The sequence below is a fragment of the Caballeronia sp. GAWG1-5s-s genome (assembly GCF_023631445.1).
Classification (GTDB): Bacteria; Pseudomonadota; Gammaproteobacteria; order Burkholderiales; family Burkholderiaceae; genus Caballeronia.
In genome coordinates this window covers 198,878-222,643 of record NZ_JALQDC010000029.1, presented here as the reverse complement: position 1 = coordinate 222,643, position 23,766 = coordinate 198,878, and the positions used below count along the sequence as shown (strand labels likewise).

The following is a 23,766-nucleotide window of genomic DNA, read 5'->3' as shown; positions in this document are numbered from 1 at the left end:
GTCGAATTGGAGACCATACACCCCCCAGGGAGCGCACAAAGAGGACCTGCAAAGCGGCCCGGAGCGGGTGCGTTGCAGCAAGAACGGACGGCCGGTTTCTACGCTGCACCGGCGCTTAGAGTATGGACCACTGCAAGCAACGTTCAATGCGTTATTTGCAATCCGAACTATGGAATGTGCGGTAGGCCACAGAGCTGGCTACGCATGTGTGCATGCGTTCGGTCATTGCGCCGCGCGGCGTATAAGCTCGACCGTTCGAATGTGACGACGTGTTTGCTTGTAGCATTTACGTAAGCGCGCGTTTCGTTAGAAGTACGGCCTTGCGCGGTGTTCTTCAGTAATGCAAAAGACCTCCGAGCAGTCTAAGTCATTCCGACGCGCTGCCCGTCGCCGTCTCGAACATGTGGATTCTGAGCAGCGCGGTCGTATCGACGGACCGGTTACTGAACTCTGCGCCGACAAGCACGGCGCCCGCCGCTCGACGCAAATTGCGCACGATGCAGTTGAACACCACCGCGTGAACCTTGCCGTCGGCGCGCAGGCGCAACGCGAGCTTGAAGTGCTCGTCGACATTCACGAGCGCGTCCGCCAGGCGCAACGCCACGCCGCCGAGGCTGACGTTGACCACGGCGACGTCGAAGCCCGCCGCGACACAATCGTTCCTGATGAGACGACCCGCCAGCTCGGTCGACACTCGCACGTCTTTGCGCACGACCTGCGTCTGCACGGTTTGCGGATACGCGAGATAAGCGACTTTCACAGGCGACTCGCTTCGTCCGATCACCGTGCTGGAGAAACGATAGATCTTGCGCCCGAGCAGCCCCTTGCATTCGACGGACATACCCGCGTCCAGCAACTCATGCACGCTGCCTGCGGTCACGACCAACGCGCTGCCTGCAACGGAACCGACGAATTCCGCCTGCACCGGCGGGTGATCGCAGCCGACCAGCGTCAACTGCATGCTTTCCAGCGTCTTCGGCAGGGTGCCGGTGACGGCGGCCGCGCGATCGAGCTTGGGACGGTTCGCGGGCGCGTCGTGCTTCGCGGTCGATATCAGCAGCTCGCTCGACATGACGCCTTCCCCGTGCGGCCGCTCGATCGGCGCGTCTTCGTCGCGGAACCCGCCGGCTGCGAGAATCCTGTCGCGCTGGCCCTCGGATCGCACGCAGTAACCCCTCGTCAAAAGAAGTTTGCCGCTCGCCGAGTAGACGGCGAACGGAAGGGGCGTGCCGACTTGAAGTTCCTGTGCGCTCAGTTTGACCAATACCATGTTCGTACCTTGATGAGACAGATGCCATCCCTCTACGCGGGGATGATTCGTATCTGCCCGCATACGTTAGCGCGCAGGCGACGCCACTTAAGTACGGTAACGCGCATTCATCAGACGATATGAGGCACGGCGTGCTACTTTGCTTTTCCCGACCAAACAGTCCGCAGTCGCCGCCCTCCGCCGGCCTGAAAGCAAACGTTCAACTTTCCGACAAACGAGCCGATATCTACCCTGTCGGCAAATTATTCAACGTTGAACGCAAGGGCGAGACAAATGCAGAGAATGAGCTTCAAGGCAACACTGTGGAGCACCGTGGGATTCGTGTGGCTGAGTTTGATCGTGCTCTCGCTGTTGAGCGCGACCATGACGCGCACGTTGATGATGAAGGACCGTCAGGAAGCGCTGGCCGAGCAGGTTCAGTCCGCGGTGAGCGTGGTCAACTTCTATGTGCAGCAGGCGCAAAGCGGCGCGATGCCAGCCGAAGACGCCAAGCGCGCGGCCATCGCGCATTTGCGTCCGGTGCGCTATGGGCAGAGCGGCTATTTGCTCGTCGTCGACTCGACGATGCTGCAATTGCTTAACCCGATGCGTCCCGAGACCGAGAACAAGATCAACGATCTGGTCGACAAGACCGGCAAGCACTTCACCGCCGCGATCGTCAAACACGGACTCGACGGCACGCACGTGACCGATTACCTCTATCCGAAGCCGGGACAAACGGAGGCGCTGCCGAAGATCGCTTACGGCGAGTATGTTCGCGCGTGGGACTGGCACGTCTATACGGGCGCTTACGTCGACGACATCAATCGTGAATTCGGCCAGCGCCTGCTCGCGATGCTTGCGATCGTCGGCATGGTCGGCCTTGCGTTGACCGTGGCAATGGGCTGGATCATCCGCAATGTGCTGCGCAAGCTCGGAGGCGATCCGAAGGACGTCGCGGAGGCATGCAAACGCATCGCGGCGGGCAATCTCACGCAAGCTGTGCCTGTCGCGGCGGGCGACGATGCGAGTCTCATGGCATCGGTGCGGGCGATGCAGGACCGGCTGCTGCAAACGATGAGCGCGGTGACTTCGTCCGCCAACGCGATTGCCGGCGCAACGAAGGAGATCGCCGCCGGCAATACGGACCTGTCGTCGCGCACGGAACAGCAGGCTGCATCGCTGCAGGAGACGGCGGCGAGCATGGAACAACTGACCTCGACGGTGAAGCAGAACGCCGACAACGCGCGTCAGGCCAGCGGTCTCGCCGAGAACGCGAGCGCCGTCGCGAACGAAGGCACTGCGATCGTCGGACAGGTCGTGGAGACGATGGCCGGCATCGAAGAAAGCTCGGAGAAGATCGCGGAGATCATCGGCATGATCGAGGGCATCGCATTCCAGACGAACATTCTCGCGCTCAATGCCGCAGTGGAAGCCGCGCGCGCCGGCGAACAAGGCCGGGGCTTCGCGGTCGTGGCAGGCGAAGTGCGCAGCCTCGCGCAGCGTTCGTCGAGCGCGGCGAGGGAAATCAAGGCGCTGATCGAGACGTCGGGCAGCCGCGTCGGCGCAGGCACCGAGCTCGTCGCGAAGGCAGGCGAGACCATGCGCAGCGTGCACTCCGCGATTCAGCGCGTGACCGACATCATGGGCGAAATTGCGTCCGCATCGCACGAGCAGAGCCGCGGCATCGAGCAGGTCAATCTGGCTATCTCGCAGATGGACGAAGTCACGCAGCAGAACGCCGCGCTCGTCGAAGAAGCGGCCGCCGCGGCCGGCTCGCTGGAAGACCAGGCTGAAGCGCTTCGCAAAGCCGTCAACGTCTTTCGCACGAGCCCGAGCGCAGCTGTGGCTTCCGCTCACGCGGTGACGCCCGTGTCGAGCGAAAGCCGCCCGCGCCCGGCGACGGCTCCGACGGTGCAACGCCCTGCTCCTCAGGCATTGCAGCGAACGAAGGCGACGCCGACGGCGAAACACGTCGAAGCCACGGTGCAGAAGCCCGTGGCAACCGCGACGGATGGCGGCGACTGGGAGACGTTCTGAAACTGCTAGTTAGCCTTCCTATACAGTTCGCCCGACGACGCGCTTCTGATCCGGACCCGATACCGCGCCGGAGGGTTGGCTTGCGGCTTGCTACGAGTCTGACGTGTCCAATTGAACCCATCGGAGGATACGATGACGACGCATGCCGGACGATCGCAGGAAGACCGCATTCAGGCGGAGAAGGGAGAGAAACTGCCCGCGCAGGAGCAGGCAGGCGGCAAGATGGCCGTTGAAGGCACCGAAGCGGGCAAGGACTCGAGCAGCGGCAAGCTCTCGGAAGCGGGTAAGGACGTCTGGCGTCAGGGCAGCACAATCGACCAGGAAGGCCCTTTGCCGCCGGACGAGAAGCCCGACGCTTGAGACGCCGACGTTACGCGAGTTCAGCGCAACACCGCAAGGGGAAACCGATGTACATCGTCTGCCACATGATGTCTTCAGTGGATGGCCGAAGCCTCACGGACGGCTGGCATCTCGACTTTGCCAGCCCATGCTATGAAGAGACGGCTGCCAGCTTCAACGCCGATGCGTGGGTATGCGGCCGCGTCACGATGCAGGAAATCTCGCACGCGAAGGATCGTGAATATCCACGCGGTCTCGCCAAGAGCCCGTTGCCGCGCACGGATCATTTCGCCAAGCGCGACGCGAGCCAGTACGCCGTGTCGATCGACCCGAAAGGCCGCGTCGGCTGGAAGAGCGATACCGCGCTCGACTCGCATATCGTCGAAGTCGTGGCGGAGAGCGTGGAGGACGACTATCTCGCGCACCTTCAGTCGATCGGCGCGTCGTATCTTTTCGGCGGAAAGGACGACATCGATCTTCACCGCGTCGTAGAAACGCTCGGCCGCGAACTGAAGATCGACAAGCTCATCGTCGAGGGAGGCGGTCACGTATCCGGGGCATTCGTCAACGCGCAACTCGCGGATGAAGTCAGCGTGTTGCTGATGCCGCTCGTCGATGGGCGTGACGCGCATCCTTCATCATTCGAAGTAGCAATGGATAAGTGGCAGAAGCCCGCCTATCTGAAGCTGGAGTCGGTCGAGAAGCGGGATAACGATGTCGTTTGGGTCCGCTACAAGCGCAAGACGTGAGGTTGGGGTTCGCTGTTTTATAGCGCTAGAACGTTCACGGCGACGTCGACATGATGCGATCCGCCACCAAGGATCATGCCGCGCAATAACGACACGTCGCTGTAATCGAGACCAGTTGCAAGCGTCACGTGGTCGAGATCGGCGAGCACGTCGTTGGTCGGATCGAGGTCGATCCATCCGCTTTGCGGGCAATGCACCGACACCCACGCGTGCGAGGCATCGGCGCCGATCAGTCGCGGTTGACCCGGCGGCGGGTCGTTACGCAGATAGCCGCTCACATAACGCGCCGGCAAGCCTAACGTGCGAAGGCAGCCGATCATGACTTGCGCGAAGTCCTGACATACGCCCTGGCGCAGTTCGAAGGCGCGTGTAGCGGGCGTATCGAACGTGGTCGATGAAGGCCGGTACGTGAAGTCGGCATGGATGCGGTGCATGAGGTCGATCGCGCCCGCGATCAGCGCCGTGGCCGGCGCAAAACTCGGCAACGCGTATTCGCGCAACGCCTGGGTCAACTGAATGTTGGGCGACGCATAACAGTACTCCGATTCGCGGACAAACGGCGAACCCGCCGTGTAGCGCAGCCGTCGTGCGACCTCTTCCCACGGCGGCGTCGCCCGAGGGTCCAGCTTCGTCCAGCGTGGGCTGAGACGCACCGTCGTTTCACTGGTCATCGAGAGACGCTCATGCGGCGCATCCAGCGAGAAATAAAGCAGGTCGTTGCCGAATGCATCGACGCGGCTATGTACATACGATGGAGCCGGTTCGATGCGCTCGGAGTGAGCGATGACCTGCTGCCACGGCGTATGCAGCGGACGGATGGTCGCGAGGTGCTGAGCGATTTCGACGGGCGTGGAGTACCGATATGTCGTGCGATGCGTGACTGCGAGCGTCGTCGATCTGGACGCTTTGTCGATCGTCGCATTCATTAGGACACCTGCGCAGCAATGGGATTGGCATGACTGAAGTAGTGCGCGCTGACTTCGTTCGATGCCGCGCTCACCGATGCAAGCAGCCGATCGCAAAGCTGGACGAGCGTGCCGAACTGCCCGCCTTCGTCGGCTTTGCACAAGGCATCGAGGGGCGGCAAGCTATCGAGGTCGAGTGAAATACCGATGAAATGCGCGCGCCGCGCTGCGCCGGCGGTCTTCACCATCTCATCGAGCTTCGCGCGTAAGCGGACCAGCACGCCATAGAGTCCGCGCGGATTAGTCGGGTCCACGACGATCAGGTCGATCAACGCGGCCGCTTCGAGCCGGCCGGGATAAAGCGAGCGATACGTGAGCGTGGTATCGAAAAGGTGCAACAGCAAGTCGAAGCCGGCCGGATGCGTCAACGTGCCTTGCGCCGCGAAGATTCGCAGAAACGTAGCCATCGTCGACACGCGCTCGATCATCCTGCCAATGAAAATCATGCGCCACGCTTCATCGCGTGTCATGCGATCACCTTGCGCGCCGCTGATCGCGAGCAGTTGAGTCGCAAGATGTTCGAGCGCGCCGCTCAACATCACGCGGTCATAATCTCTCGGCACGTCGGGCGTGATGAGGCCGAGGCGCGCGAGCGCATCGCGGAAGTCGTTGCGCGCCGCGAGAATCGTGCGCCAGTGATCGGTGGAAAGCCGGTCGCGAATCTCGCCGCATGCATGCGCCTGATTCGCGAGATTGCCGCCGATGCTCGTTGCCGATGCCGTCTCCGCCAGTCCCGCGACGAGCACGCGCTCGAATGCGTGTGGCGAACTTCGCGCAAGCGTATCGATGGACGGAATGAGGCCGCATTGCGCGGCCAGTTCGACGAGCGTGGGGAACATCTCGTCGGCATCATTGGCTTCGAGCGTGCCGAGCAACAGGCGGCAGAGACGCACGTTGTTCTCGGCGCGCTCGCCATAGCGTCCGGCCCAGAACAGATTTTCCGCCGCGCGACTCGATACCACGCGATGCTTGCGCAAATCACCGGGCTGCATCGGCGATGGACGCAGTGGCACAGCGGGACCGGGATGAGTAGCCAGCACCCATGTATCCACGCTGCTGCCGCCGAACTGCATCGACACCGTGGCGCGCTTGTCCGCTGCAAGGCGTGTGAAGCCGCCGGGCATCACGCTCCAGCTTCCGTCCGGACGCGCGATGGCATAGGCACGCAAGACACATGAGCGAGAGCCGAGCGCGCCATCGTGAAAACGCGGGGCGCTAGAAAACGGCAGGTCTTCGTGTACGGTGAACATGTCGGGCGCGCGCTCGATGCGCTCACGCCAGTCCGCAAGCACCTGCGATCCCGCTTCGATGCCGGGCGCGCCATCCTCAAACGTGCCGGGCCAGGTGGGAACCACGAAAGCGCGATCGAGCTTCTCGAAAGCTTCGCGTCGCGCTGAGTCTTCGCCGCACCACCACGTCGGCACGGTCGGGAGATGCAAGTCCTCATTCAGCATCGCACGCGCGATGCCGGGCAAGAACGCATGAAGCGCAGGCGATTCCGTGAAGCCCGCGCCGGGCACATTGGAGACCGCCACGTTGCCCGCGCGCATGACCTGCAACAGTCCGGGAACGCCGATGGTCGAATCCGCGCGTAACTCGACCGGATCGCAGAACGCATCGTCCAGACGACGCAACACGGCATGCACGCGCGAGAGGCCGGCTAGCGTCTTCAGATAGAGCTTGTCGTGACGTACTGTCAGATCCTTGCCTTCCACGAGCGTCACGCCCAGATAACGCGCAAGAAAGATATGCTCGAAGTAAGTTTCGCTAAAGGGCCCCGGACTCAACAGCGCAATATGAGGCGCGTCGCCACCGCCACTTTCATCATTGCGCATGATGCCTCGGGCCGCCTGCGCAAGCGTCGCGACGAGTTGCGAATACGTCGATGCAAGCCCGTTGATGCGCAGCGTCCGGAACGCATCGTTAAAGAGACTCGCCACGATCATGCGGTTTTCGAGCGCGTAGCCCAAGCCCGACGGCGCCTCCGTGCGATGCGCGATGACGGTCCATTCGCCCGACGGCGCACGCGCGAGATCCACCGCGACGATCTGCAGATAGCCTCCGTTCGCGGGCACGAAGCCTTTCACCGAACGCAGATAACCTGGATGCCCGAACACGAGCGCAGCAGGCAACAGCCCTCGTTGCAGAAGCGTTTGCGCGCCGTAGACATCCGCGACGATTGCCTCCATCAAGCGGGCGCGTTGCGCGACGCCGCGTTCGATGACGGCCCATTCGCGCTCGTCGATCAATAGCGGCAAGAGATCGAGCGACCATGCGCGCGGCTCGCCGTTATCGGCATAGACGTTGTACGTGATGTCGTTATCGCGTACCTGTCGCGCGACGGCGGCCACGCCGTCGTCGAGACGCGCAATGCCCTGCTCGCCGAGCAATTCGAAGAACCGCCGCCACGGCTCGCGCAAGTGCCCTGAAGCATCGCGCAACTCGTCCCAATGCCCTTCGCGCACAGGCAACGCGCGCAAGAGCGCTAAAGCGTCGGTACGCGCGGCCGTGGTATCGAAAGGCAATGTCGATTGGAACGCCAAGATGGCCTCACTTGTCATGCTTGCGCTTCAACGGCTTTCATGAGCGGCGCAAGTCGAGCGTGAACGGAAACTCGAGGCTGGGCTCGCGCGTTTCGACATGCATCGCGCCCGGCGTATGACCGCTCGCGAAAAAGCGCGCACGCCGGCGACTCTCCGCTTCATAGGCGTTCACGGGGAACGTCTGATAGTTGCGGCCACCCGGATGCGCGACGTGATACTGACAGCCGCCGATCGCGCGACCGGTCCATGTATCCACGATATCGAAAGTCAGCGGCGCATGCACCCCGATAGTCGGATGCAAAGACGTGGCATGCGACCACGCGCGAAACCGCACGCCCGCGACGTACTCGCTGACGCGCCCGGTCGGCTGCAACGGCAAGGGCTCGCCGTTGACAGTCACGACATGTCGACTGCCGTTGAGACCCAGCACGCGTACTTCGAGCCTTTCGACCGACGAATCGACATAGCGCACGGTGCCGCCGATCATGCCCTCCTCGCCCATCACGTGCCACGGTTCCAGCGCGTGGCGAATCGTCATCGCGATGCCGGCTGTCTCGTACGCACCGACGACCGGGAAACGGAATTCAAAATGCGGAGCGAACCAACGCTTGTCGAAGGCGAAGCCCGCGTCGCGCAGTTCGGCGATCACGTCGTCGAAGTCCATCTGCACGAAAGTGCCGAGCATGAAGCGATCATGCAACTCCGTGCCCCAGCGCGTGAGCCGCGCCGTATAGGGCTTCTCCCAGAAGCGGGCGACGAGCGCGCGCAGCAGCAATTGCTGCACGAGACTCATGCGCGCATGCGGTGGCATTTCGGATCCACGCAGTTCGAGCAAACCGAGGCGGCCGGTCGGACCGTCGGGTGAATACAATTTGTCGATGCAGAATTCCGCCCGATGCGTATTGCCGGTCACGTCGATCAGGATGTTGCGCAGAATGCGGTCGATAAGCCAGGGCGGCACTTTGGCGCTGCCGCGTCCGCCAAGCAGGTCGACTTGCCGCTGCAATTCGGCGAACGCGATCTCGAGCTCGTACACCTGATCGTTGCGCGCTTCGTCGATGCGCGGCGCCTGGCTCGTCGGTCCGATGAACAGCCCCGAGAACAGCATCGATAGCGACGGATGGTTGTGCCAGTACGCGATCAGGCTCGCCAGCAAGTCGGGGCGTCGCAGAAACGGGCTATCGGGCGGCGTCGCTCCGCCGAGCACGAAGTGGTTGCCGCCGCCGGTGCCGGTATGCCGGCCATCGAGCATGAACTTCTCCGGCGTCAGATACGACTCGTGCGCGGCGTTGTAGAGGTATTCGGTGTGCTCGACGAGTTCCGCCCAGTTAGACGCCGGATGAATGTTCACTTCGATCACGCCAGGGTCGGGCGTCACCTGAAGCACCTTGAGGCGCGGGTCGCGCGGCGGCGGATAGCCCTCGATGATGACCGGAATGCCGAGATCGGCGGCGGTCGCTTCCACGGCCGCGAGCATGTCGAGATAGTCGTCGAGCGCAACGAGCGGCGGCATGAACACGTGCATCAACTTGTTGCCTTGGCCAGACTTTGCGAGCGTTGCCGCTTCCACTTTCGGACCGGCCGCGCGCGCCGGGTCGCGTGCTTCGACGCAGATCGCGGTACGCGCGATCCAGCCGGCAGACTCGCCGCGCTCGGGCATTCGGCTCTTCTTGTCTGCAATGGCGGCAGTGGCGGCAGTGGCCGCTTGCGTTGCTTCGCCGGTCGAGTCCTCAGTCGCGTCGCTCGGAATTTTGCGTGCTGCATGCTGCATGCCGAATGCATCATTACGGTCTGCGTACTGCATGCGAAGTTCGGCTGCGCGACGCAGCGGCACGGAAGGCGCGAAAGGATCGTGCTCGTGCTGCCACGGATAGTCCGCTTCCGCGACCCACGGCAGCGAGTCCAGCGGCAAGCGATAGCCCATCGGCGAATCGCCCGGAACGAGGTACATCCGCTCATCGCGGAAGAACCACGGGCCGGTCGTCCAGCGGCCCGGCCGGCCCGCCGCGCTTTCCTCCCGCGCGATCGGCAACGCGTAACCGGTGACCGAGGGCAACCCCGCGTCGAATACCCGGCGCAAGCGCACTCGTTCGAGCTCGTCGTCGAGGCGGGAATCGAAAGGGTCGACATTGACAGGCAGACGGCGTTCGCGCCACAGGTAGTACCACGTGTCCTCGTAGCCCGGCTGAATGTATTCTGCATTCAAAGATAGTTTGCCCGCGAGGTGACGAATGAAGCGGGCGGCATCGTCCGCGGTGTAACTCGCGGGCTGCCGCTCGTCGGCGAAGAGCGCGGGATTGTGCCAGCAAGGCTCGCCGTCCGCGCGCCAAAAGAGCGACAACGCCCAGCGCGGCAACTGCTCGCCCGGATACCACTTGCCCTGCCCGATATGCAGGAAACCGCCCGCGCCGTATTGCGCGCGCAGCTTGTCCATCAGCGCGACCGCGTAAGCACGCTTCGTGGGCCCAAGCGCGTCCGTGTTCCACTCCGGTGCATCGCGGTCGCGCACGCACACGTAGGTCGGCTCGCCGCCCATGGTCAGACGCACGTCCGATGCGTCGAGCTGCGCATCGACCTGTTCGCCCATGCGCAGCACGGCCTGCCAGTCCTCCTCGCTATAAGGCTTCGTCACCCGCGGCGTTTCACGCACGCGCTCAATCGACATGGAATGCCCGAACTCGACTTCGCATTCATCCACTGCGCCGGAGACAGGCGCCGCGCTATCCGGCTCGGGCGTGCACGCGACCGGTATGTGGCCTTCGCCCGCGAGCAAGCCGGAGGTCGGGTCGAATCCGATCCAACCTGCGCCCGGCAAGAAGACCTCGCACCACGCGTGAAGATCAGTGAAATCGACGTCGGTGCCACTGGGACCTTCGAGCGACTTTACGTCCGGTGCGAGTTGCAGCAGGTAGCCCGACACGAAGCGTGCTGCGAGCCCGAGATGTCGCAACGTCTCGACAAGCAGCCAGCCCGAATCGCGGCAAGACCCCGCCCCGCTTACAAGCGTTTCTTCCGGCGTTTGCACGCCGGGCTCCATGCGAATCAGATAACGAATCTCACGCGAGAGGCGCTGATTCAATCCCACCAGAAAGTCCACCGTCGGTTGCGCCGAACGGTCGATGCTCTCGACGAATGCGGCGAATCGCGGCGTCAGTTCGCGCTTGATCATGTACGGCGCGAGGTCGTGCAGCAACTCGGGCGCGTAGCTGAAGGGAAACGATTCCGCAGACGGTTCGAGAAAAAAGTCGAACGGATTGTAAACGGCCATCTCGGCCACCAGATCGACCGTTACCTTGCATTCACGCGTTTTCTCGGGGAAAACGAGCCGCGCCTGGTAATTGGCGAATGCGTCCTGCTGCCAGTTGATGAAGTGATCCACCGGTTCGACGCGCATCGAGTAAGAGAGAATCGGGGTGCGGCAATGCGGAGCGGGCCGCAAGCGAACGACTTGCGGCGAGAGACCGACGAGCCGGTCATAGCGATAATGCGTAACATGGTTCAACGCGACACGTATGGACACACCGACTCCTTTTTCGATTTACAGCTAACGACTGAACCCTGAACCTTTGCAAGAGGCACGTTGTTTGCAGCATGGCGCTGACTTCCGGGCAGCACCCGGACCCATCCCTCCTTCCGGCTCACACAATGAAGACCTTTCACTGCAACCGCTGCGATCAGCTTGTGTTCTTCGAGAACACGCACTGCGAAAACTGCGGCGCGAAGCTTGGCTATGTCCCCGAACTGAGTCAGATCAGTGCATTCGACGAGACGGAGGACGGCGCGTGGAAGAGCCTTCATCCGCTCGCCAAAGATCAGCTCTATCGCCCTTGCCATAACTATGCGGTCGAGAATGTCTGCAACTGGATGGTCCCTGCGGATTCCGAGGAGCCGCTCTGTTCGTCGTGCCAGCTGACGAGCACCATCCCCAATCTGGAGACGCCCGGCAATCGCCTTTACTGGTATCGGCTGGAGACAGCCAAACGCCGCCTGCTCTTTACACTCTCGGATCTCGGTCTGACCGTGCAGTCGCGTCAGCAAGACCCTGAACACGGCCTCGAATTCCAGTTCCTCGAAGGAGACGAGGAAGGACGCGGCGTCATGACAGGACACAACAACGGCATCATCACGCTCAACATCGCCGAAGCCGATGACGCGCATCGCGAGAAAGTGCGCTCCGCGATGCACGAGCCGTACCGCACGTTGCTCGGCCATTTCCGCCATGAAACAGGGCACTATTTCTTCGATCGCCTCATCGCGGACACGCCGCGCGTCGCGCCGTTCAGAACCGCATTCGGCGATGAACAGCAGGACTATGCGGCCGCGCTGGATCGCCATTACAAGGAAGGCCCGCCCGCGAACTGGGCAGAGAACTACATTAGCGCGTATGCAACGATGCATCCGTGGGAGGACTGGGCCGAGACGTGGGCGCACTACCTGCATATCGTCGATACGATGGATACGGCCGTATCGTGCGGTCTCGTTCTCGTGCCCGACAGTCCGCATGAACCGACGCTCACGGACACCACGCCCATCGAGGAAAGCACGTTCGATGACCTGATGAAGCGCTGGTTTCCGCTCACGTATGCGCTGAACAGCCTGAACCGGAGTCTCGGCATGCCGGATGGCTATCCGTTCACGCTCGCCCCGCCCGTTATCGACAAGCTGCGTTTTGTTCATCGTGTCGTCGCCGCAGCGGCCAAGCGTTAAGCGCACGGTTCAGCTCGACGAACTCTGTGACTGCACCGGCGATTCCGCTTGCGACTGAGCTTGCGATCCGCCGTTCGTCTGCGTCTGCGTCTGTGTCTGGGTCTGTGTTTGGCTTTGACTTTGGCTCTGACTTTCCGAAGGCAACTCAGCCGCGATAGGCAATAGAAACTCGCGGCTGATGCTGCTCGCGAGCTCATTCACGCGTGCCAGAAAACTCACGAGATACGCGTGCAAGCCCCCTTCCAAGATCTCGCCGATATTGCCGTTTCTCAGTTCCGCACTGAGTTGCGCCGCAAGCCGCACGGCTTCGGCATCGCGTCCCTTCGTCACGTGAATGATGAGTTGCTCGACTTCCGCGAGACTCGCCGCAAGCGAGCGCGGCCAGTCGCGATAGAGAATGAGCAGATCGGCAACGCGCTCCGGCGTGATGACATCTCGATAGACCTTGCGATACACCTCGAAACCGGAGACAGAGCCGAGCACCGCTGTCCAATGGTGATAGTCGAACGGCTGCACGGAGGTGTCCGCGCGCTGCTCCATCATCTCGAACTTGACGTCGAGAATGCGCGCCGTGTTATCCGCGCGCTCGACGAAAGTGCCTAAACGCATGAAGTAGAACGCGTCGTCCTTGACGAGCGTGCCGAGCTGAACGCCGCGCGACAAGTGCGAGCGAAACTTGACCCACTCGAAGAACGTATAGGGCTCGCGCTCCAAGATGCCGTCATGCAGCATGCGCTGACAGTCGAGCCATGTCGTATTGAGCGTCTCCCATAGCTCGCTGTTGGTGGAGCTGCGCACGGCCCGCGCGTTTTCGCGCGCCGCGCGCAGGCAACTGACAATGGACGACGGGTTCGAGATATCGCGCGCCATGAAGTCGATCACGTCGCGGCTTTTCATGCTGCGATGCGCGGCGGAATAGATGCCGCTCAATTCGGAGATCGAGAGCATCGCCCGCCAGCCGAGTTCCGCATATTCGTCGGATTGAGGCAAGAGCGACAGTTGATAATTCGCGTCGAGCATCCGCGCGGTGTTTTCGGCACGCTCGGTATAGCGCGCCATCCAGAAGAGATGATCCGCGGTACGGCTCAGCATGGGTAGTCTCGCGTATGTATTGTGATGGTCTCGAGTGCGTGTATTAGCGTTCCAGTACCCACGTATCCTTGGTTCCGCCGCCTTGCGACGAATTCACGACGAGTGACCCTTCGCGCAGCGCAACGCGCGTCAGTCCTCCCGGTACCATGCGCACGTCCGTGCCCGAAAGCACGAACGGACGCAAGTCGATATGACGCGGCGCGATGCCCGCTTCCACGTAAGTTGGACAGGTGGACAACGCGAGTGTCGGCTGCGCGATGTACTTCTCGGGATTCGCTTCGAGCACCGCGCGAAACTCGGCGATTTGCGCGGTCGTGGACGACGGCCCGACCAGCATGCCGTAGCCGCCCGCGCCGTGCGTTTCCTTGACGACCAGTTCCGGCAGATGATCCAGCACATACTTCAGATCATCGGGCTTGCGGCACATCCATGTCGGCACGTTGTTCAGTATCGGCTCCTGACCAAGATAGAAGCGCACCATGTCCGGCACATACGGATAAATGGATTTATCGTCGGCGATACCCGTGCCCACCGCATTGCACAATGAAACGTGTCCCGCGCGATAAGCCGATATCAGCCCCGCTACGCCCAATGCCGAATCGGGGCGAAAGACGAGCGGGTCGAGAAAGTCATCGTCGACGCGCCTGTAAATGACGTCCACTCGCTGCGGCCCTTGCGTCGTGCGCATATAGACATAGCCGCCGTCGACGAAAAGGTCTTGCCCTTCCACCAGTTCCACGCCCATCTGCTGCGCAAGGAAAGCGTGCTCGAAGTACGCGGAGTTGTACATGCCGGGCGTCATCACGACGATGGTCGGATTGTCCGCGCCGGCGGGCGCAGCCGCGCGCAACGTATCGAGCAGCAAGTCCGGATAATGCGCGATCGGCGCGACGCGGTTACGCGCGAAGAGATCGGGAAAGAGCCGCATCATCATCTTGCGGTTTTCCAGCATGTACGACACGCCGGACGGCACGCGCAAGTTGTCCTCGAGGACATAGAACTCGCCCTGACCGGCACGCACAATGTCGATGCCGGCAATGTGCGCGTAGATATTGCGCGTCACATCGACGCCGCGCATCTGCGGCCGATACTGCGCATTGCCCACGATCTGCGCTTCGGGAATGATGCCCGCGCGAATGATGTCCTGATCGTGATAGATGTCGTGGATGAAGCGGTTGAGCGCGTTCACGCGTTGCCTGAGACCGCGCTCCAGCGCCTTCCATTCATCCGCCGGAAAAATACGCGGAATGACGTCGAACGGAATCGTGCGTTCGGGAATAATGCCCGGTACGTCGCTCTTGCCGTAGACCGCGAACGTAATACCGACGCGCCGAAAATTCAGGTCCGCTTCCGCGCGCTTGAGATCGATCTGTCTTTCGCTTTGCGCGCTCAACCACTCCATGAATTCGCGGTAGTGCATGCGGGGCTCGCCCGCGGCAGGAAATGCCGACGCCGGTACTCCGCGCGCTTCGAGCTCGCTGCGCTCGAACATCTCGTTGAAGAATGCTTGCGTCATGGCGCGTCTTTCCTATCAAGTGCGTGCCGGGAATGGATCCCTTGTGGTTGGTGTTCTGGTTGCACTCGCGATATTGAAGAGCCTGACGACCCGGCGCACCGAATGACCGTGCGATGCATCCGGCTTGCTTGTTTCATAGGCGACCTCGAAGCGCGATGCCTTCGGTCCATGCATGCAGTCCTTGCATCCATTGCGCGGGCGGCCCAGTGCCGAGAATGGAACGAGCAACTTCGATGCCAATGCACGGAAAACCGCTAATTCGTTGAACGCATAGGAGTCGCATCTCGCATCAACGCACCGCTGCACCAAAAGAGCGCGGCACTGCCGCCTCATGCACACTGCCACAAACAGCGCCGTGCCGCACGACGGTGCGTAACATCGGCACGCGTCGGGCGCCGGTATCATAGGGAACCTGGCGAATCATTCTGACCGTTCATGAACACACCTTCTCAAAGCGCCCCTCGTTCCGCGTTGCGCGAACTGACTCCACTCGAAGCGCGGGTGCTCGGCGTGCTCGTCGAAAAGCAGCAGACGGTGCCCGACACCTACCCGCTGTCGCTGAATTCACTCACTGCGGGTTGCAATCAGAAGACTGCGCGTTCGCCCGTGATGAGCGTCACCGAAGACGAAGTGCTGACGACCATCGACGGACTCAAGCGCCTTTCGCTCGTCATCGAGGGAAGCAGCAGCCGCGTGCCGCGTTTCGAGCACAACATCAATCGCGTAATGGGCATTCCCAGCCAGTCCGTCGCGCTGCTGGCGACGCTCTTCTTGCGTGGACCGCAGACAGCGGCCGAACTGCGCGCGAACAGCGCCCGCTTGCATAGCTTCGCCGATATATCGTCAGTCGAAAGCTTCCTCGAAGAGCTTGCCGAAAGCGACCCGCCTCGCGTGGTCAAACTTCCGCGTACGCCGGGCGAGCGCGAGAGCCGCTGGATGCACTTGCTATGCGGAGAAGTGAGTGTGAGCGATGCGCCTTCTCCGGACGCGTCAGCGGGCGCGTCGCATTCGTTGTCGGAATTCGAGGCGCTGAAGGCGGACCACAAGCGGCTTGCTCAAGAGGTAACGCAATTGCGCGCGATGGTTGAGCATATGGCGAGTGAGTTGGGCATTGCATTGGACAAGCCATCGCAGACATGACCACGCCGATCTTGCCCGCGTCGCTCGCCTTTCGCGCCGACGGCACGCCGTTTTGCCCGAGGCACGACGACATCTATCACAGTGCGTCGGGCGCGCTTGCGCAAGCACGCTATGTGTTTCTGCAAGGCAATGGCCTGCCTGAACGCTGGCGCGGGCAAGCCTCTTTCAACGTCATCGAGACCGGCTTCGGCATGGGAGTCAATTTTCTCGCGACGTGGTCTATGTGGCGCACACATCCACATCGCCCGGAAAGACTCGAATTCGTGTCGATCGAAAAGCATCCGTTTAGCGCAGACGATTTGAGGCGCGCGCATGCGGCCATCATCGACGATGCGTCCATCAGCCCGCTCGCGGATGAATTGGCTTGCGCGTGGCCACCGCTCAGTCCGGGCGTGCATCGGCTGATGTTTGCATCCGGCGCGTTGACATTGACGCTGATCTTCTCCGATATCGCCGATGCGTGGCCTTTGACGCTGGCACTCGGCTTCACCGCGGATGCCATCTTTCTCGACGGCTTCGCGCCGAAAAAGAATCCGGACATGTGGACGCCCGACACCTTCGCCATGCTCGCGCGCCTCGCGAAGCCCGATGCAACCTTTGCGACTTACACGAGCGCTGGACTCGTGAAGCGGGCGCTGCTCGAACATGGTTTCGTGTATCGCAAGACGCCGGGCTTCGCAGGCAAGCGCGCCATGCTCACCGGCCAGCGCGCGACATGATAAGCACGCGCTGATGTCCGCTAATGCTTCAGCTAAAAGGAAAGACGCGATGCCCACAACGCACTCTGATTCGCATGCGCAAAACGATATCGTGTCGCTCGATGCCCGCGCGCTATCCCGAGCCATTCAAGCCCGCGACGTCTCATGCGTGGAAGTAATGCAAGCGTATCTCGCGCAAGTGGACCGCCTGAATCCGCGAGTCAATGCAATCGTCGCCATGCAAGATCGCGATGCGCTTCTCGCTCTCGCGCAGGCGCGCGACGCGCAGTTATCGCGCGGTGAAAGTCTCGGCGCGTTGCACGGATTTCCTCAAGCACCTAAGGACATCCTGCCTGTCGCAGACATGGTGACGACCAAGGGATCGCCCATTTTCGCAGGCGAAGTCAGTCAGGCGGACGCCATCGTCTTCGAGCGTATGCGGCGCGCCGGCGCGATCTTCATCGGGCGAACCAACTCGCCTGAGTTCGGCCTCGGCGGTCATACCTATAACCCTGTGTATGGCACCACGCGCAATGCGTTCGATACATCGCGTTCGGCGGGCGGAAGCAGCGGCGGCGCGGCCGTTGCCGTCGCACTTCACATGCTGCCCTTCGCCGATGGCACCGACATGATGGGTTCGCTGCGTACGCCCGCCGCATTCAACAACGTATTCGGGTTCCGCAGTTCGCCCGGATGCGTGCCTTACGGTCCCAGCGACGATGTCTTCTTCCAGCAATTCAGCGTCGTAGGCCCTATTGCGCGCACAGTGGAAGACTTGGGCTTACTGCTATCCGTTCAGGCAGGCTTCGACGCACGCGCGCCGCTCTCTCGTCGGAGCGACGCGCCTTCCGCTTTCTCGTCCGCGCTCGAACGCGACATGCGCGGCACGCGCATCGGGTGGCTCGCAGACCTCGACGGTCATTTGCCGATGGAACCCGGCGTGCTCGAAACCTGCGCGTCCGCGTTGCGCCATTTCGAAGCGGCAGGCTGCTCAGTAGAAGCCGCGCGCGTGGACTTCGATATAGAACGCTTATGGCACGCGTGGCTCGACTTGCGCAGCTTTGCGTTCGCCGGTGTGAACGCGCCGCTTTATCGCGACGAAACCCGCCGCGCGATGCTCAAACCCGAAGCCGTGTGGGAAATCGAGCGGGGGCTACGGCTTTCGGGAGAACAGGTGTATGACGCCGTGCGAGAACGCTCGGCGTGGTATCGAGCGATCAACGCCCTCTTCGCACGCTTCGACTTTCTGGTGATGCCCGCCGCGCAGGTCTTTCCCTTCGATGCGCAGATGCACTGGCCGTCTTCGATCGGCGACCGAAAGATGGACACGTATCACCGCTGGATGGAAGCGGTCGTGCCGGCAACGATGGCTTCGTTACCAGCGCTATGCGCGCCGGCCGACTTCGGTCCCAACGGCCTGCCGATGGGCCTCCAGATTATCGGCGCGGCGCAGACGGACCTTGCCGTGCTGCAGATGGGACTTGCGTATGACCGTGCCAGCGGCTACTCGAAAACGCACAGCCCTTTGCTCGGTTAAGTCGAGTGACAGGGTGAGCCCGACGTCATTCCGTCGACTCGTGAACGGCGGGCGCGAGCGCGAGCGCAAGAATCATCGCGCCGCTATTCAACGGCACCGAACTGCCGACGCGCCGCGGTCGATAGACGGGTTGCCCGCGGCGAATGGCCTGCCCGCTCAGCGCGCAGACGCCGCCCTTGCGCGCAGTGCAGAGCGCCCAGACCTGCTCTGAATAGTTGAACGATGTCGGGTCGTGCCATGAAAGCGCGAGCGTCGATTCGCTCAGGCGCTCGAGTAATCGAATGTTCGCCGCAGGCACGTGACCGTTCGGGGCGTTCACATTGCCGCGCCCGCGGCTCTCGACAGAGCGCGATACCGGCGATGTCGCTTGCGCGGAATGAGTGCAGCGGCCCGAACGATTGTCGAGCATGGCGAGTGTACGGCTCCAGGGATCCAATAGCGAGGGATGCTTCATGCTCCGCTCCGGCTTGTCGCAATGCGCGCCTGTCTCGCATCACGTGTTGACGTTGTAGATAAACACTGCAAGCGCGATGGATCGACTCCGCGCCCGCTCATACGACGACGGTTCTAAGGGTAGTACAACTGAGAAAGCGCTGTTTCACTTTCTTGCCCGGCTTTTGTCGAGCCGGCATGCGCCATCATCGCGCGAACGAACGTTCGAAAAGTGCGCTAGCCGCGTATGGCGGCTGGCGTACGTTGCAACGGAACGAGGATGCGCACACTTCCCGATTTCTGACAAAATAAACGCAGCGAACCGCAAACCTTCTGTCGAATCATGACAAGCAAGCTCTGCATCAATGCGACTATTTCGGCGGACCGTGCCACGGTCAGCTTCGTCGCGTTTTCCCGTGAGCGGGAAATTCACTGCAACATCACGCGCAAGGCGTTAGAGCAATGTTTCTGGGCGCCCGTCGGCGCGAGCGACGAGCGCCTTCTGAAAGCGCTGAACGACGGTTACGAACGCATCAGCGCGCGCGTGCATCGGAAGTTTTTGGCGCATCCGTCCAATTCCATTCACCTGGACGTGATCGATTTTTCTTCCTGACGCCGCGCGCCACAAATTACGCGGCTAGCGCGCTGCCTGCGTTGCCTTGCGCATCTTCGCCACGTCCTCGGGCTGCACAGCCGGCATGTTGTTATTCCATGCGCCGCGAATAAAAGTCACCACATCCGCTATCTGCTGATCATTCAGAACGGGCGCGTAGCGAGGCATCGGATACGGCGCCGGCACCCCTTGAATGACGAGATTCTCCGTGCCGTTCAGCGTCACGTTGATGAGTGAAGAAGGATCCTTCTCCAGCAAGTTCGGATTGCCCGCGAGCGGCGAGAGCATCGGCGCGAAACCCCGCCCGTCGATGCCGTGGCAATGCATGCAGAAGGCCGCATACACTCGCGCGCCGGAATCCGATGCCGGACGCGTCAACGACACTTTCGTCGCCTTCGAATCGTATGAATAAGGCGCGTTGCCGTTGCCGCCCGCGGCCGGCAATGACTTCAGATAGTGCGCCATCGCGGTCACGTCCTGATCGGTGAGCATCTGCGTGCTGTTGTTCACGACGCTCGTCATGGAACCGAATGCAGTCGCGTGCGCGTTTGCGCCCGTCTTCAGAAACGCGACGAGGTCCTGCTCCGACCAGCGCCCGAGCCCGGTGTTGTGCTCTCCGGTCAGATTAGAACCGAACCAGTTGTCGAGCACGCCGCCCGTCAGATAAGCCGTGCTGCTCTCGTCGAGCCCCTTCTCCTGAAACGCAATGCCGCGCGGCGTGTGGCACGCGCCGCAGTGCCCGAGACCTTGCGTCAGATACGCGCCGCGGTTCCATGCCACGTCCTTGCCGGCCTTGTCCTTATAGACGCCTTTGTCGAGAAAGACCGCGTTCCAGAGCTTGAGCGGCCAGCGCATGTTGAGCGGCCATTTGATATCCGCTGCGCGGTTCGCCTGCTTGACCGGCGTGACGCCATGCATGAAGTAAGCGTAGAGCGCATGCATGTCCTCGTCGTTGATCTTCGCGTACGAGGGATAAGGCATGGCCGGATAGAGATTGTGGCCATCCTTCGCGACGCCTTCGCGCAGCGCGCGCGCGAAGTCTTCCTCGGTATAGCGGCCGATGCCCGTATCCGGGTCCGGCGTGATGTTCGTCGTGTAGATGGCGCCGAGCGGTGTCGTCATGGGCAAGCCGCCTGCCATGGGCTTGCCGCGTGGCGCGGAGTGACAGGCGATGCAATCGCCGGCCTTGGCGAGGTAAGCGCCGCGAGCGACGAGCGCGTCGCTCGACGCATCCGCGCGCGCCGTCAAAGGCGCTGCCGCAAGCGCGACGTTCGCCGCGAGAAACGCGGCCGTGAAAGGCCTGAGGGCAAATTTCATGGCGGGTCTCCTTAGGCGCTACGCAACTGGTTGCCGACCGGTAACTGCCTCAGGCGCTTGCCCGTTGCGGCATAGATCGCATTGGTGATGGCGGGCGCGAGCGCCGCCGTCCCAGGCTCGCCGATTCCCCCCGGCGCTTCGGTGCTCTTGACGATATGCACTTCGATAGGCGGCGTTTCGTCGATGCGCAACATGCGGTAATCGGTGAAGTTGCTCTGCTGCACGCGGCCGTTTTCGATGGTGATCTCGCTATAGAGCGCAGCCGTGATGCCGAAGATGATGCCGCCCTGCACTTGCGCTTCCACCGTATTGGGATTGACGACCATGCCGCAATCCACCGCGCACACGATGCGATTGACCCGCACCTCGCCGTCCTTGTTGACGGTGACGTCGGCGACCATCGAAAAGAAACTGCCGAACGCATGCATGACCGATACGCCGCGTCCCTGGCCCTGCGGCATGGATGTCTTGCCCCAGCCGGCCGCCTGCGTCGCGACATCGAGCACATTGCGCGCGCGCGGTGTCTTGTTGAGCAGATCGCGCCGGTATTGCACGGGATCGATCTTGGCTTGCACAGCGAGTTCGTCGATAAAGCTCTCCACGACGAACGTGCCGCGCGTCGGGCCCACGCCGCGCCAGAAAGCAGTCGGCACATGCCGCGGCTCCTGACGCACGTATTCGATCACCTGATTCGGGAAGTCATACGGAAGGTCGGCCGCGACTTCGATGGCGTCCGGGTCGATGCCGTTCTTGTATGCGGGCGGCGCGAACCGCGCCATGATGGACGAACCCACGATGCGATGCGTCCACGCAATGGGCTTGCCATTCGCATCGAGTCCGGCCGAGAGCTTGTCGTAGTAGTACGGCCGGTACATGTCGTGCTGAATGTCTTCTTCGCGCGACCATGTGACCTTCACCGGCGTGCCGAGTTGCTTGCCGATCTTGAGCGCCTGCGTCGCCATGTCGACTTCGAGCCGTCTGCCGAAACCACCGCCCAGCAGATGGTTATGCAGCACGATCTTTTCGCGCGGCAATCCGGTGATGGCCACGCCCGCGTCGACGATGCGCGTCGGCACTTGCGTGCCGAGCCAGATGTCGCAGCCATCGGGGCGTACATGCACCGTGCAATTGACCGGCTCCATCGTGGCGTGCGCGAGAAACGGCTGTTGATACACGGCATCGACGCGTGTCTTAGCGTCATTGAATCCTTTGCCGACATCGCCGTCCTTTCGCGCGACGGCGCCTGACTTCTGCGATGCAACCGCCAGTTCGTCGATGATCTGCTTCGTCGATAGATTGCCGTCCGCGCCCTCGTCCCAATGAATGGACAATGCCGCGGCGCCTCGCTTGGCAGCCCACGTGTGATCGCCGACGACCGCAACGCCGTTGTCGAACTTGATCACTTGCCGCACGCCGGGAATCTTTCGCGCGTTCGTATCGTCGACGAAAGCGAGCTTGCCGCCGAATACCGGGCAATTGACGATGGCCGCATAGACCATGTCAGGCAAACGCACGTCCAGCCCGAACATTGCAGTGCCATCCACCTTTTCCGGTGAATCCAGGCGCCTGACCTTCGTGCCGATGATCTTGAAGTCTTTCGGGTCTTTGAGCTTGATATCTTTGTCTTGCGGAACCGGCATGCTTGCCGCCGCTTGCACGAGCTCGCCATAGCTCGCCGTGCGATCCCCCGATGCATGCACGACCTTGCCGCCTTCTGCATGACATGTCGATGCATCGCATTGCCACTGCTGCGCGGCCGCCGCGACCAGCATCATGCGCGCTGCCGCGCCCGCCTTGCGCATGGGCTCCCACGCGTAGCGCACGGAGGTGGAGCCGCCTGTCAGCTGACCGCCCAATAGCGGATCCATGAAAAGCTTCTCATCGGGCGGCGCATGGTCGATGGTGACGCTATCGATCGGCACTTCGAGTTCTTCGGCAATGAGCATGGGCAACGACGTATAGACGCCCTGCCCCATTTCCACCTTCGGAATGATGAGCACGACCTTGCCGGCCTTGTCGATCTGCACGAATGCGTTAGGCGCGAAGACGCCCGCCTGAGCAGGCTCCACGCCATCGCCGCCGATAACCGACTTGCCTTTGCTCTGATCCTGACTTGCGGCGGGCAAGCTGAAGCCGATGAGAAAGCCGCCACTCGCGGTCACGCTGGCGGTCAGGCCGAGCTTCAGAAACGAACGGCGCGAAAATCCGGCGGAAGCCGCATGACGTCCCGCTTCGAGTAGTCCTCGCGACATGTCACGCTCCCTTCGCTGCTTGCTTGATGGCCGCGCGGATGCGGTTGTACGTGCCGCAGCGGCAGATGTTGCCGGTCATCGCGGCGTCGATATCGGCATCGGTCGGATTGGGCACTGCTGCAATCAACGCGGCAGCGGACATCACTTGTCCGGACTGGCAGTAGCCGCATTGAACGACATCGAGCTGATTCCATGCGTCCTGCACTTTCTTGCCGGCAGGCGTTGCGCCGACAGCTTCGATCGTCGTGATCTTCTTGTCGCCGATGGCCGCGACGGGCAGCACGCAGGAGCGCACCGCGACGCCGTCGAGATGCACGGTGCACGCGCCGCATTGGGCGATGCCGCAGCCGAACTTGGTGCCGGTCAAGCCGACCAGGTCGCGCAACACCCAGAGAAGCGGCATGTCTGGGGGCGCGTCGACGGTGTGTGACTGACCATTGATGGAAAGCGTAGTCATGAGCGGCTCCGGCTTATGCGTTGGTTTTAGCGAATGGCGCGATCGCGGGGCTGCGTGCGACGGCAGTGGCGCCGGACGGTGCTGTGCGTTGACGCCGCTATAGGGCGCCATGAGCCGCAA

At 62.1% G+C, this 23,766-nt stretch carries 17 protein-coding genes and 1 pseudogene; 8 read left to right on the top strand and 10 right to left on the bottom strand.

The genetic code is table 11. The features are described from left to right. Positions 1–367: 367 nt before the first annotated feature. The gene (locus tag NCR34_RS28230) at positions 368–1,165 is read right to left on the bottom strand and encodes a PilZ domain-containing protein (RefSeq protein ID WP_248324671.1); all 798 of its coding nucleotides are present in this window, start codon (positions 1,163–1,165) and stop codon (positions 368–370) included. A gap of 378 nt (positions 1,166–1,543) precedes the next feature. Here NCR34_RS28230 and NCR34_RS22060 point away from each other — a divergent pair, with 378 nt between their 5' ends. From NCR34_RS22060 to NCR34_RS22050, 3 genes are all read left to right on the top strand, one after another. After that, entirely contained in the window at positions 1,544–3,289 is a 1,746-nt protein-coding gene (locus tag NCR34_RS22060) for a methyl-accepting chemotaxis protein (RefSeq protein WP_248324670.1), read from the top strand. Positions 3,290–3,421: 132 nt separating this feature from the next. After that, the gene (locus tag NCR34_RS22055) at positions 3,422–3,649 is read left to right on the top strand and encodes a hypothetical protein (protein WP_248324669.1); all 228 of its coding nucleotides are present in this window, start codon (positions 3,422–3,424) and stop codon (positions 3,647–3,649) included. 47 nt (positions 3,650–3,696) lie between these two features. Next, on the top strand, positions 3,697–4,377 hold the full coding sequence (locus tag NCR34_RS22050; protein ID WP_248324668.1) for a dihydrofolate reductase family protein: 681 nt from the start codon (positions 3,697–3,699) through the stop codon (positions 4,375–4,377). Positions 4,378–4,394: 17 nt separating this feature from the next. On the opposite strand, the gene NCR34_RS22045 is transcribed toward NCR34_RS22050, so the two are convergent. From NCR34_RS22045 to NCR34_RS22035, 3 genes are read right to left on the bottom strand one after another with little or no spacing between them, the layout of a single operon-like run. Next, a complete protein-coding gene (locus NCR34_RS22045) occupies positions 4,395–5,303 on the bottom strand; it encodes a transglutaminase family protein (protein ID WP_248324667.1) in 909 nt (302 codons plus the stop codon). After that, the gene (locus NCR34_RS22040; protein WP_250501057.1) at positions 5,303–7,885 is read right to left on the bottom strand and encodes a circularly permuted type 2 ATP-grasp protein; all 2,583 of its coding nucleotides are present in this window, start codon (positions 7,883–7,885) and stop codon (positions 5,303–5,305) included. Before NCR34_RS22040 ends, NCR34_RS22045 begins: the two co-directional genes overlap by 1 nt. Before the next feature lie 37 nt (positions 7,886–7,922). Then, positions 7,923–11,405: a transglutaminase family protein gene (locus tag NCR34_RS22035; RefSeq protein WP_250501056.1), complete on the bottom strand. Its 3,483-nt coding sequence runs from the start codon at positions 11,403–11,405 to the stop codon at positions 7,923–7,925. Between the two features lie 125 nt (positions 11,406–11,530). Between NCR34_RS22035 and NCR34_RS22030 the strand changes: the two genes are divergently transcribed. Beyond that, a complete protein-coding gene (locus NCR34_RS22030) occupies positions 11,531–12,592 on the top strand; it encodes a zinc-binding metallopeptidase family protein (protein ID WP_248324664.1) in 1,062 nt (353 codons plus the stop codon). Between the two features lie 9 nt (positions 12,593–12,601). Here NCR34_RS22030 and NCR34_RS22025 read toward each other — a convergent pair whose 3' ends face one another. Together NCR34_RS22025 and NCR34_RS22020 are read right to left on the bottom strand one after the other, a co-directional pair. Continuing rightward, positions 12,602–13,684: an alpha-E domain-containing protein gene (locus NCR34_RS22025; RefSeq protein WP_248324663.1), complete on the bottom strand. Its 1,083-nt coding sequence runs from the start codon at positions 13,682–13,684 to the stop codon at positions 12,602–12,604. A 43-nt stretch (positions 13,685–13,727) separates the two neighbouring features. Continuing rightward, a complete protein-coding gene (locus NCR34_RS22020; RefSeq protein WP_248324662.1) occupies positions 13,728–15,200 on the bottom strand; it encodes a circularly permuted type 2 ATP-grasp protein in 1,473 nt (490 codons plus the stop codon). 435 nt (positions 15,201–15,635) lie between these two features. On the opposite strand from NCR34_RS22020, the gene NCR34_RS22015 reads away from it, so the two are divergent. The 3 genes and pseudogenes from NCR34_RS22015 to NCR34_RS22005 all read left to right on the top strand — a co-directional run bounded on the left by NCR34_RS22015 (position 15,636) and on the right by NCR34_RS22005 (position 18,575). Beyond that, on the top strand, positions 15,636–16,340 hold the full coding sequence (locus tag NCR34_RS22015) for a YceH family protein (protein ID WP_248324661.1): 705 nt from the start codon (positions 15,636–15,638) through the stop codon (positions 16,338–16,340). Further along, positions 16,337–17,053, top strand: a pseudogene (gene mnmC2, locus NCR34_RS22010) (tRNA (5-methylaminomethyl-2-thiouridine)(34)-methyltransferase MnmC2); the annotation flags it as partial. The gene NCR34_RS22015 and the pseudogene mnmC2, both read left to right, overlap by 4 nt. Before the next feature lie 55 nt (positions 17,054–17,108). Beyond that, positions 17,109–18,575, top strand: coding sequence for an amidase (locus NCR34_RS22005; protein WP_248324660.1), 1,467 nt, complete (start codon positions 17,109–17,111; stop codon positions 18,573–18,575). Between the two features lie 25 nt (positions 18,576–18,600). Here the strand turns inward: NCR34_RS22005 and NCR34_RS22000 are convergent, their stop codons facing one another. Beyond that, positions 18,601–19,029 carry a DUF3331 domain-containing protein gene (locus NCR34_RS22000; protein ID WP_250501055.1) on the bottom strand — a complete coding sequence of 143 codons (429 nt, stop codon included), beginning with the start codon at positions 19,027–19,029 and terminating at the stop codon, positions 18,601–18,603. Between the two features lie 321 nt (positions 19,030–19,350). On the opposite strand from NCR34_RS22000, the gene NCR34_RS21995 reads away from it, so the two are divergent. Continuing rightward, positions 19,351–19,620 carry a DUF1488 family protein gene (locus tag NCR34_RS21995; protein WP_175945490.1) on the top strand — a complete coding sequence of 90 codons (270 nt, stop codon included), beginning with the start codon at positions 19,351–19,353 and terminating at the stop codon, positions 19,618–19,620. 24 nt (positions 19,621–19,644) lie between these two features. Here NCR34_RS21995 and NCR34_RS21990 read toward each other — a convergent pair whose 3' ends face one another. From NCR34_RS21990 to NCR34_RS21980, 3 genes are read right to left on the bottom strand one after another with little or no spacing between them, the layout of a single operon-like run. After that, positions 19,645–20,937 carry a cytochrome c gene (locus tag NCR34_RS21990; RefSeq protein WP_248324658.1) on the bottom strand — a complete coding sequence of 431 codons (1,293 nt, stop codon included), beginning with the start codon at positions 20,935–20,937 and terminating at the stop codon, positions 19,645–19,647. Positions 20,938–20,948: 11 nt separating this feature from the next. Beyond that, on the bottom strand, positions 20,949–23,189 hold the full coding sequence (locus NCR34_RS21985) for a xanthine dehydrogenase family protein molybdopterin-binding subunit (RefSeq protein ID WP_248324657.1): 2,241 nt from the start codon (positions 23,187–23,189) through the stop codon (positions 20,949–20,951). A gap of 1 nt (position 23,190) precedes the next feature. Further along, positions 23,191–23,646 carry a (2Fe-2S)-binding protein gene (locus tag NCR34_RS21980; RefSeq protein WP_175945496.1) on the bottom strand — a complete coding sequence of 152 codons (456 nt, stop codon included), beginning with the start codon at positions 23,644–23,646 and terminating at the stop codon, positions 23,191–23,193. Positions 23,647–23,766 lie beyond the last annotated feature (120 nt).

Bases quoted from the DNA above. Each gene is read 5' to 3' on its own strand.
- NCR34_RS22060 (WP_248324670.1), top strand. From the start codon at position 1,544: ATGCAGAGAATGAGCTTCAAGGCAACACTGTGGAGCACCGTGGGATTC.
- NCR34_RS22055 (WP_248324669.1), top strand. From the start codon at position 3,422: ATGACGACGCATGCCGGACGATCGCAGGAAGACCGCATTCAGGCGGAG.
- NCR34_RS22050 (WP_248324668.1), top strand. From the start codon at position 3,697: ATGTACATCGTCTGCCACATGATGTCTTCAGTGGATGGCCGAAGCCTC.
- NCR34_RS22045 (WP_248324667.1), bottom strand. From the start codon at position 5,303: ATGAATGCGACGATCGACAAAGCGTCCAGATCGACGACGCTCGCAGTC.
- NCR34_RS22030 (WP_248324664.1), top strand. From the start codon at position 11,531: ATGAAGACCTTTCACTGCAACCGCTGCGATCAGCTTGTGTTCTTCGAG.
- NCR34_RS22025 (WP_248324663.1), bottom strand. From the start codon at position 13,684: ATGCTGAGCCGTACCGCGGATCATCTCTTCTGGATGGCGCGCTATACC.
- NCR34_RS22020 (WP_248324662.1), bottom strand. From the start codon at position 15,200: ATGACGCAAGCATTCTTCAACGAGATGTTCGAGCGCAGCGAGCTCGAA.
- NCR34_RS22015 (WP_248324661.1), top strand. From the start codon at position 15,636: ATGAACACACCTTCTCAAAGCGCCCCTCGTTCCGCGTTGCGCGAACTG.
- NCR34_RS22005 (WP_248324660.1), top strand. From the start codon at position 17,109: ATGCCCACAACGCACTCTGATTCGCATGCGCAAAACGATATCGTGTCG.
- NCR34_RS22000 (WP_250501055.1), bottom strand. From the start codon at position 19,029: ATGAAGCATCCCTCGCTATTGGATCCCTGGAGCCGTACACTCGCCATG.
- NCR34_RS21995 (WP_175945490.1), top strand. From the start codon at position 19,351: ATGACAAGCAAGCTCTGCATCAATGCGACTATTTCGGCGGACCGTGCC.
- NCR34_RS21990 (WP_248324658.1), bottom strand. From the start codon at position 20,937: ATGAAATTTGCCCTCAGGCCTTTCACGGCCGCGTTTCTCGCGGCGAAC.
- NCR34_RS21985 (WP_248324657.1), bottom strand. From the start codon at position 23,189: ATGTCGCGAGGACTACTCGAAGCGGGACGTCATGCGGCTTCCGCCGGA.
- NCR34_RS21980 (WP_175945496.1), bottom strand. From the start codon at position 23,646: ATGACTACGCTTTCCATCAATGGTCAGTCACACACCGTCGACGCGCCC.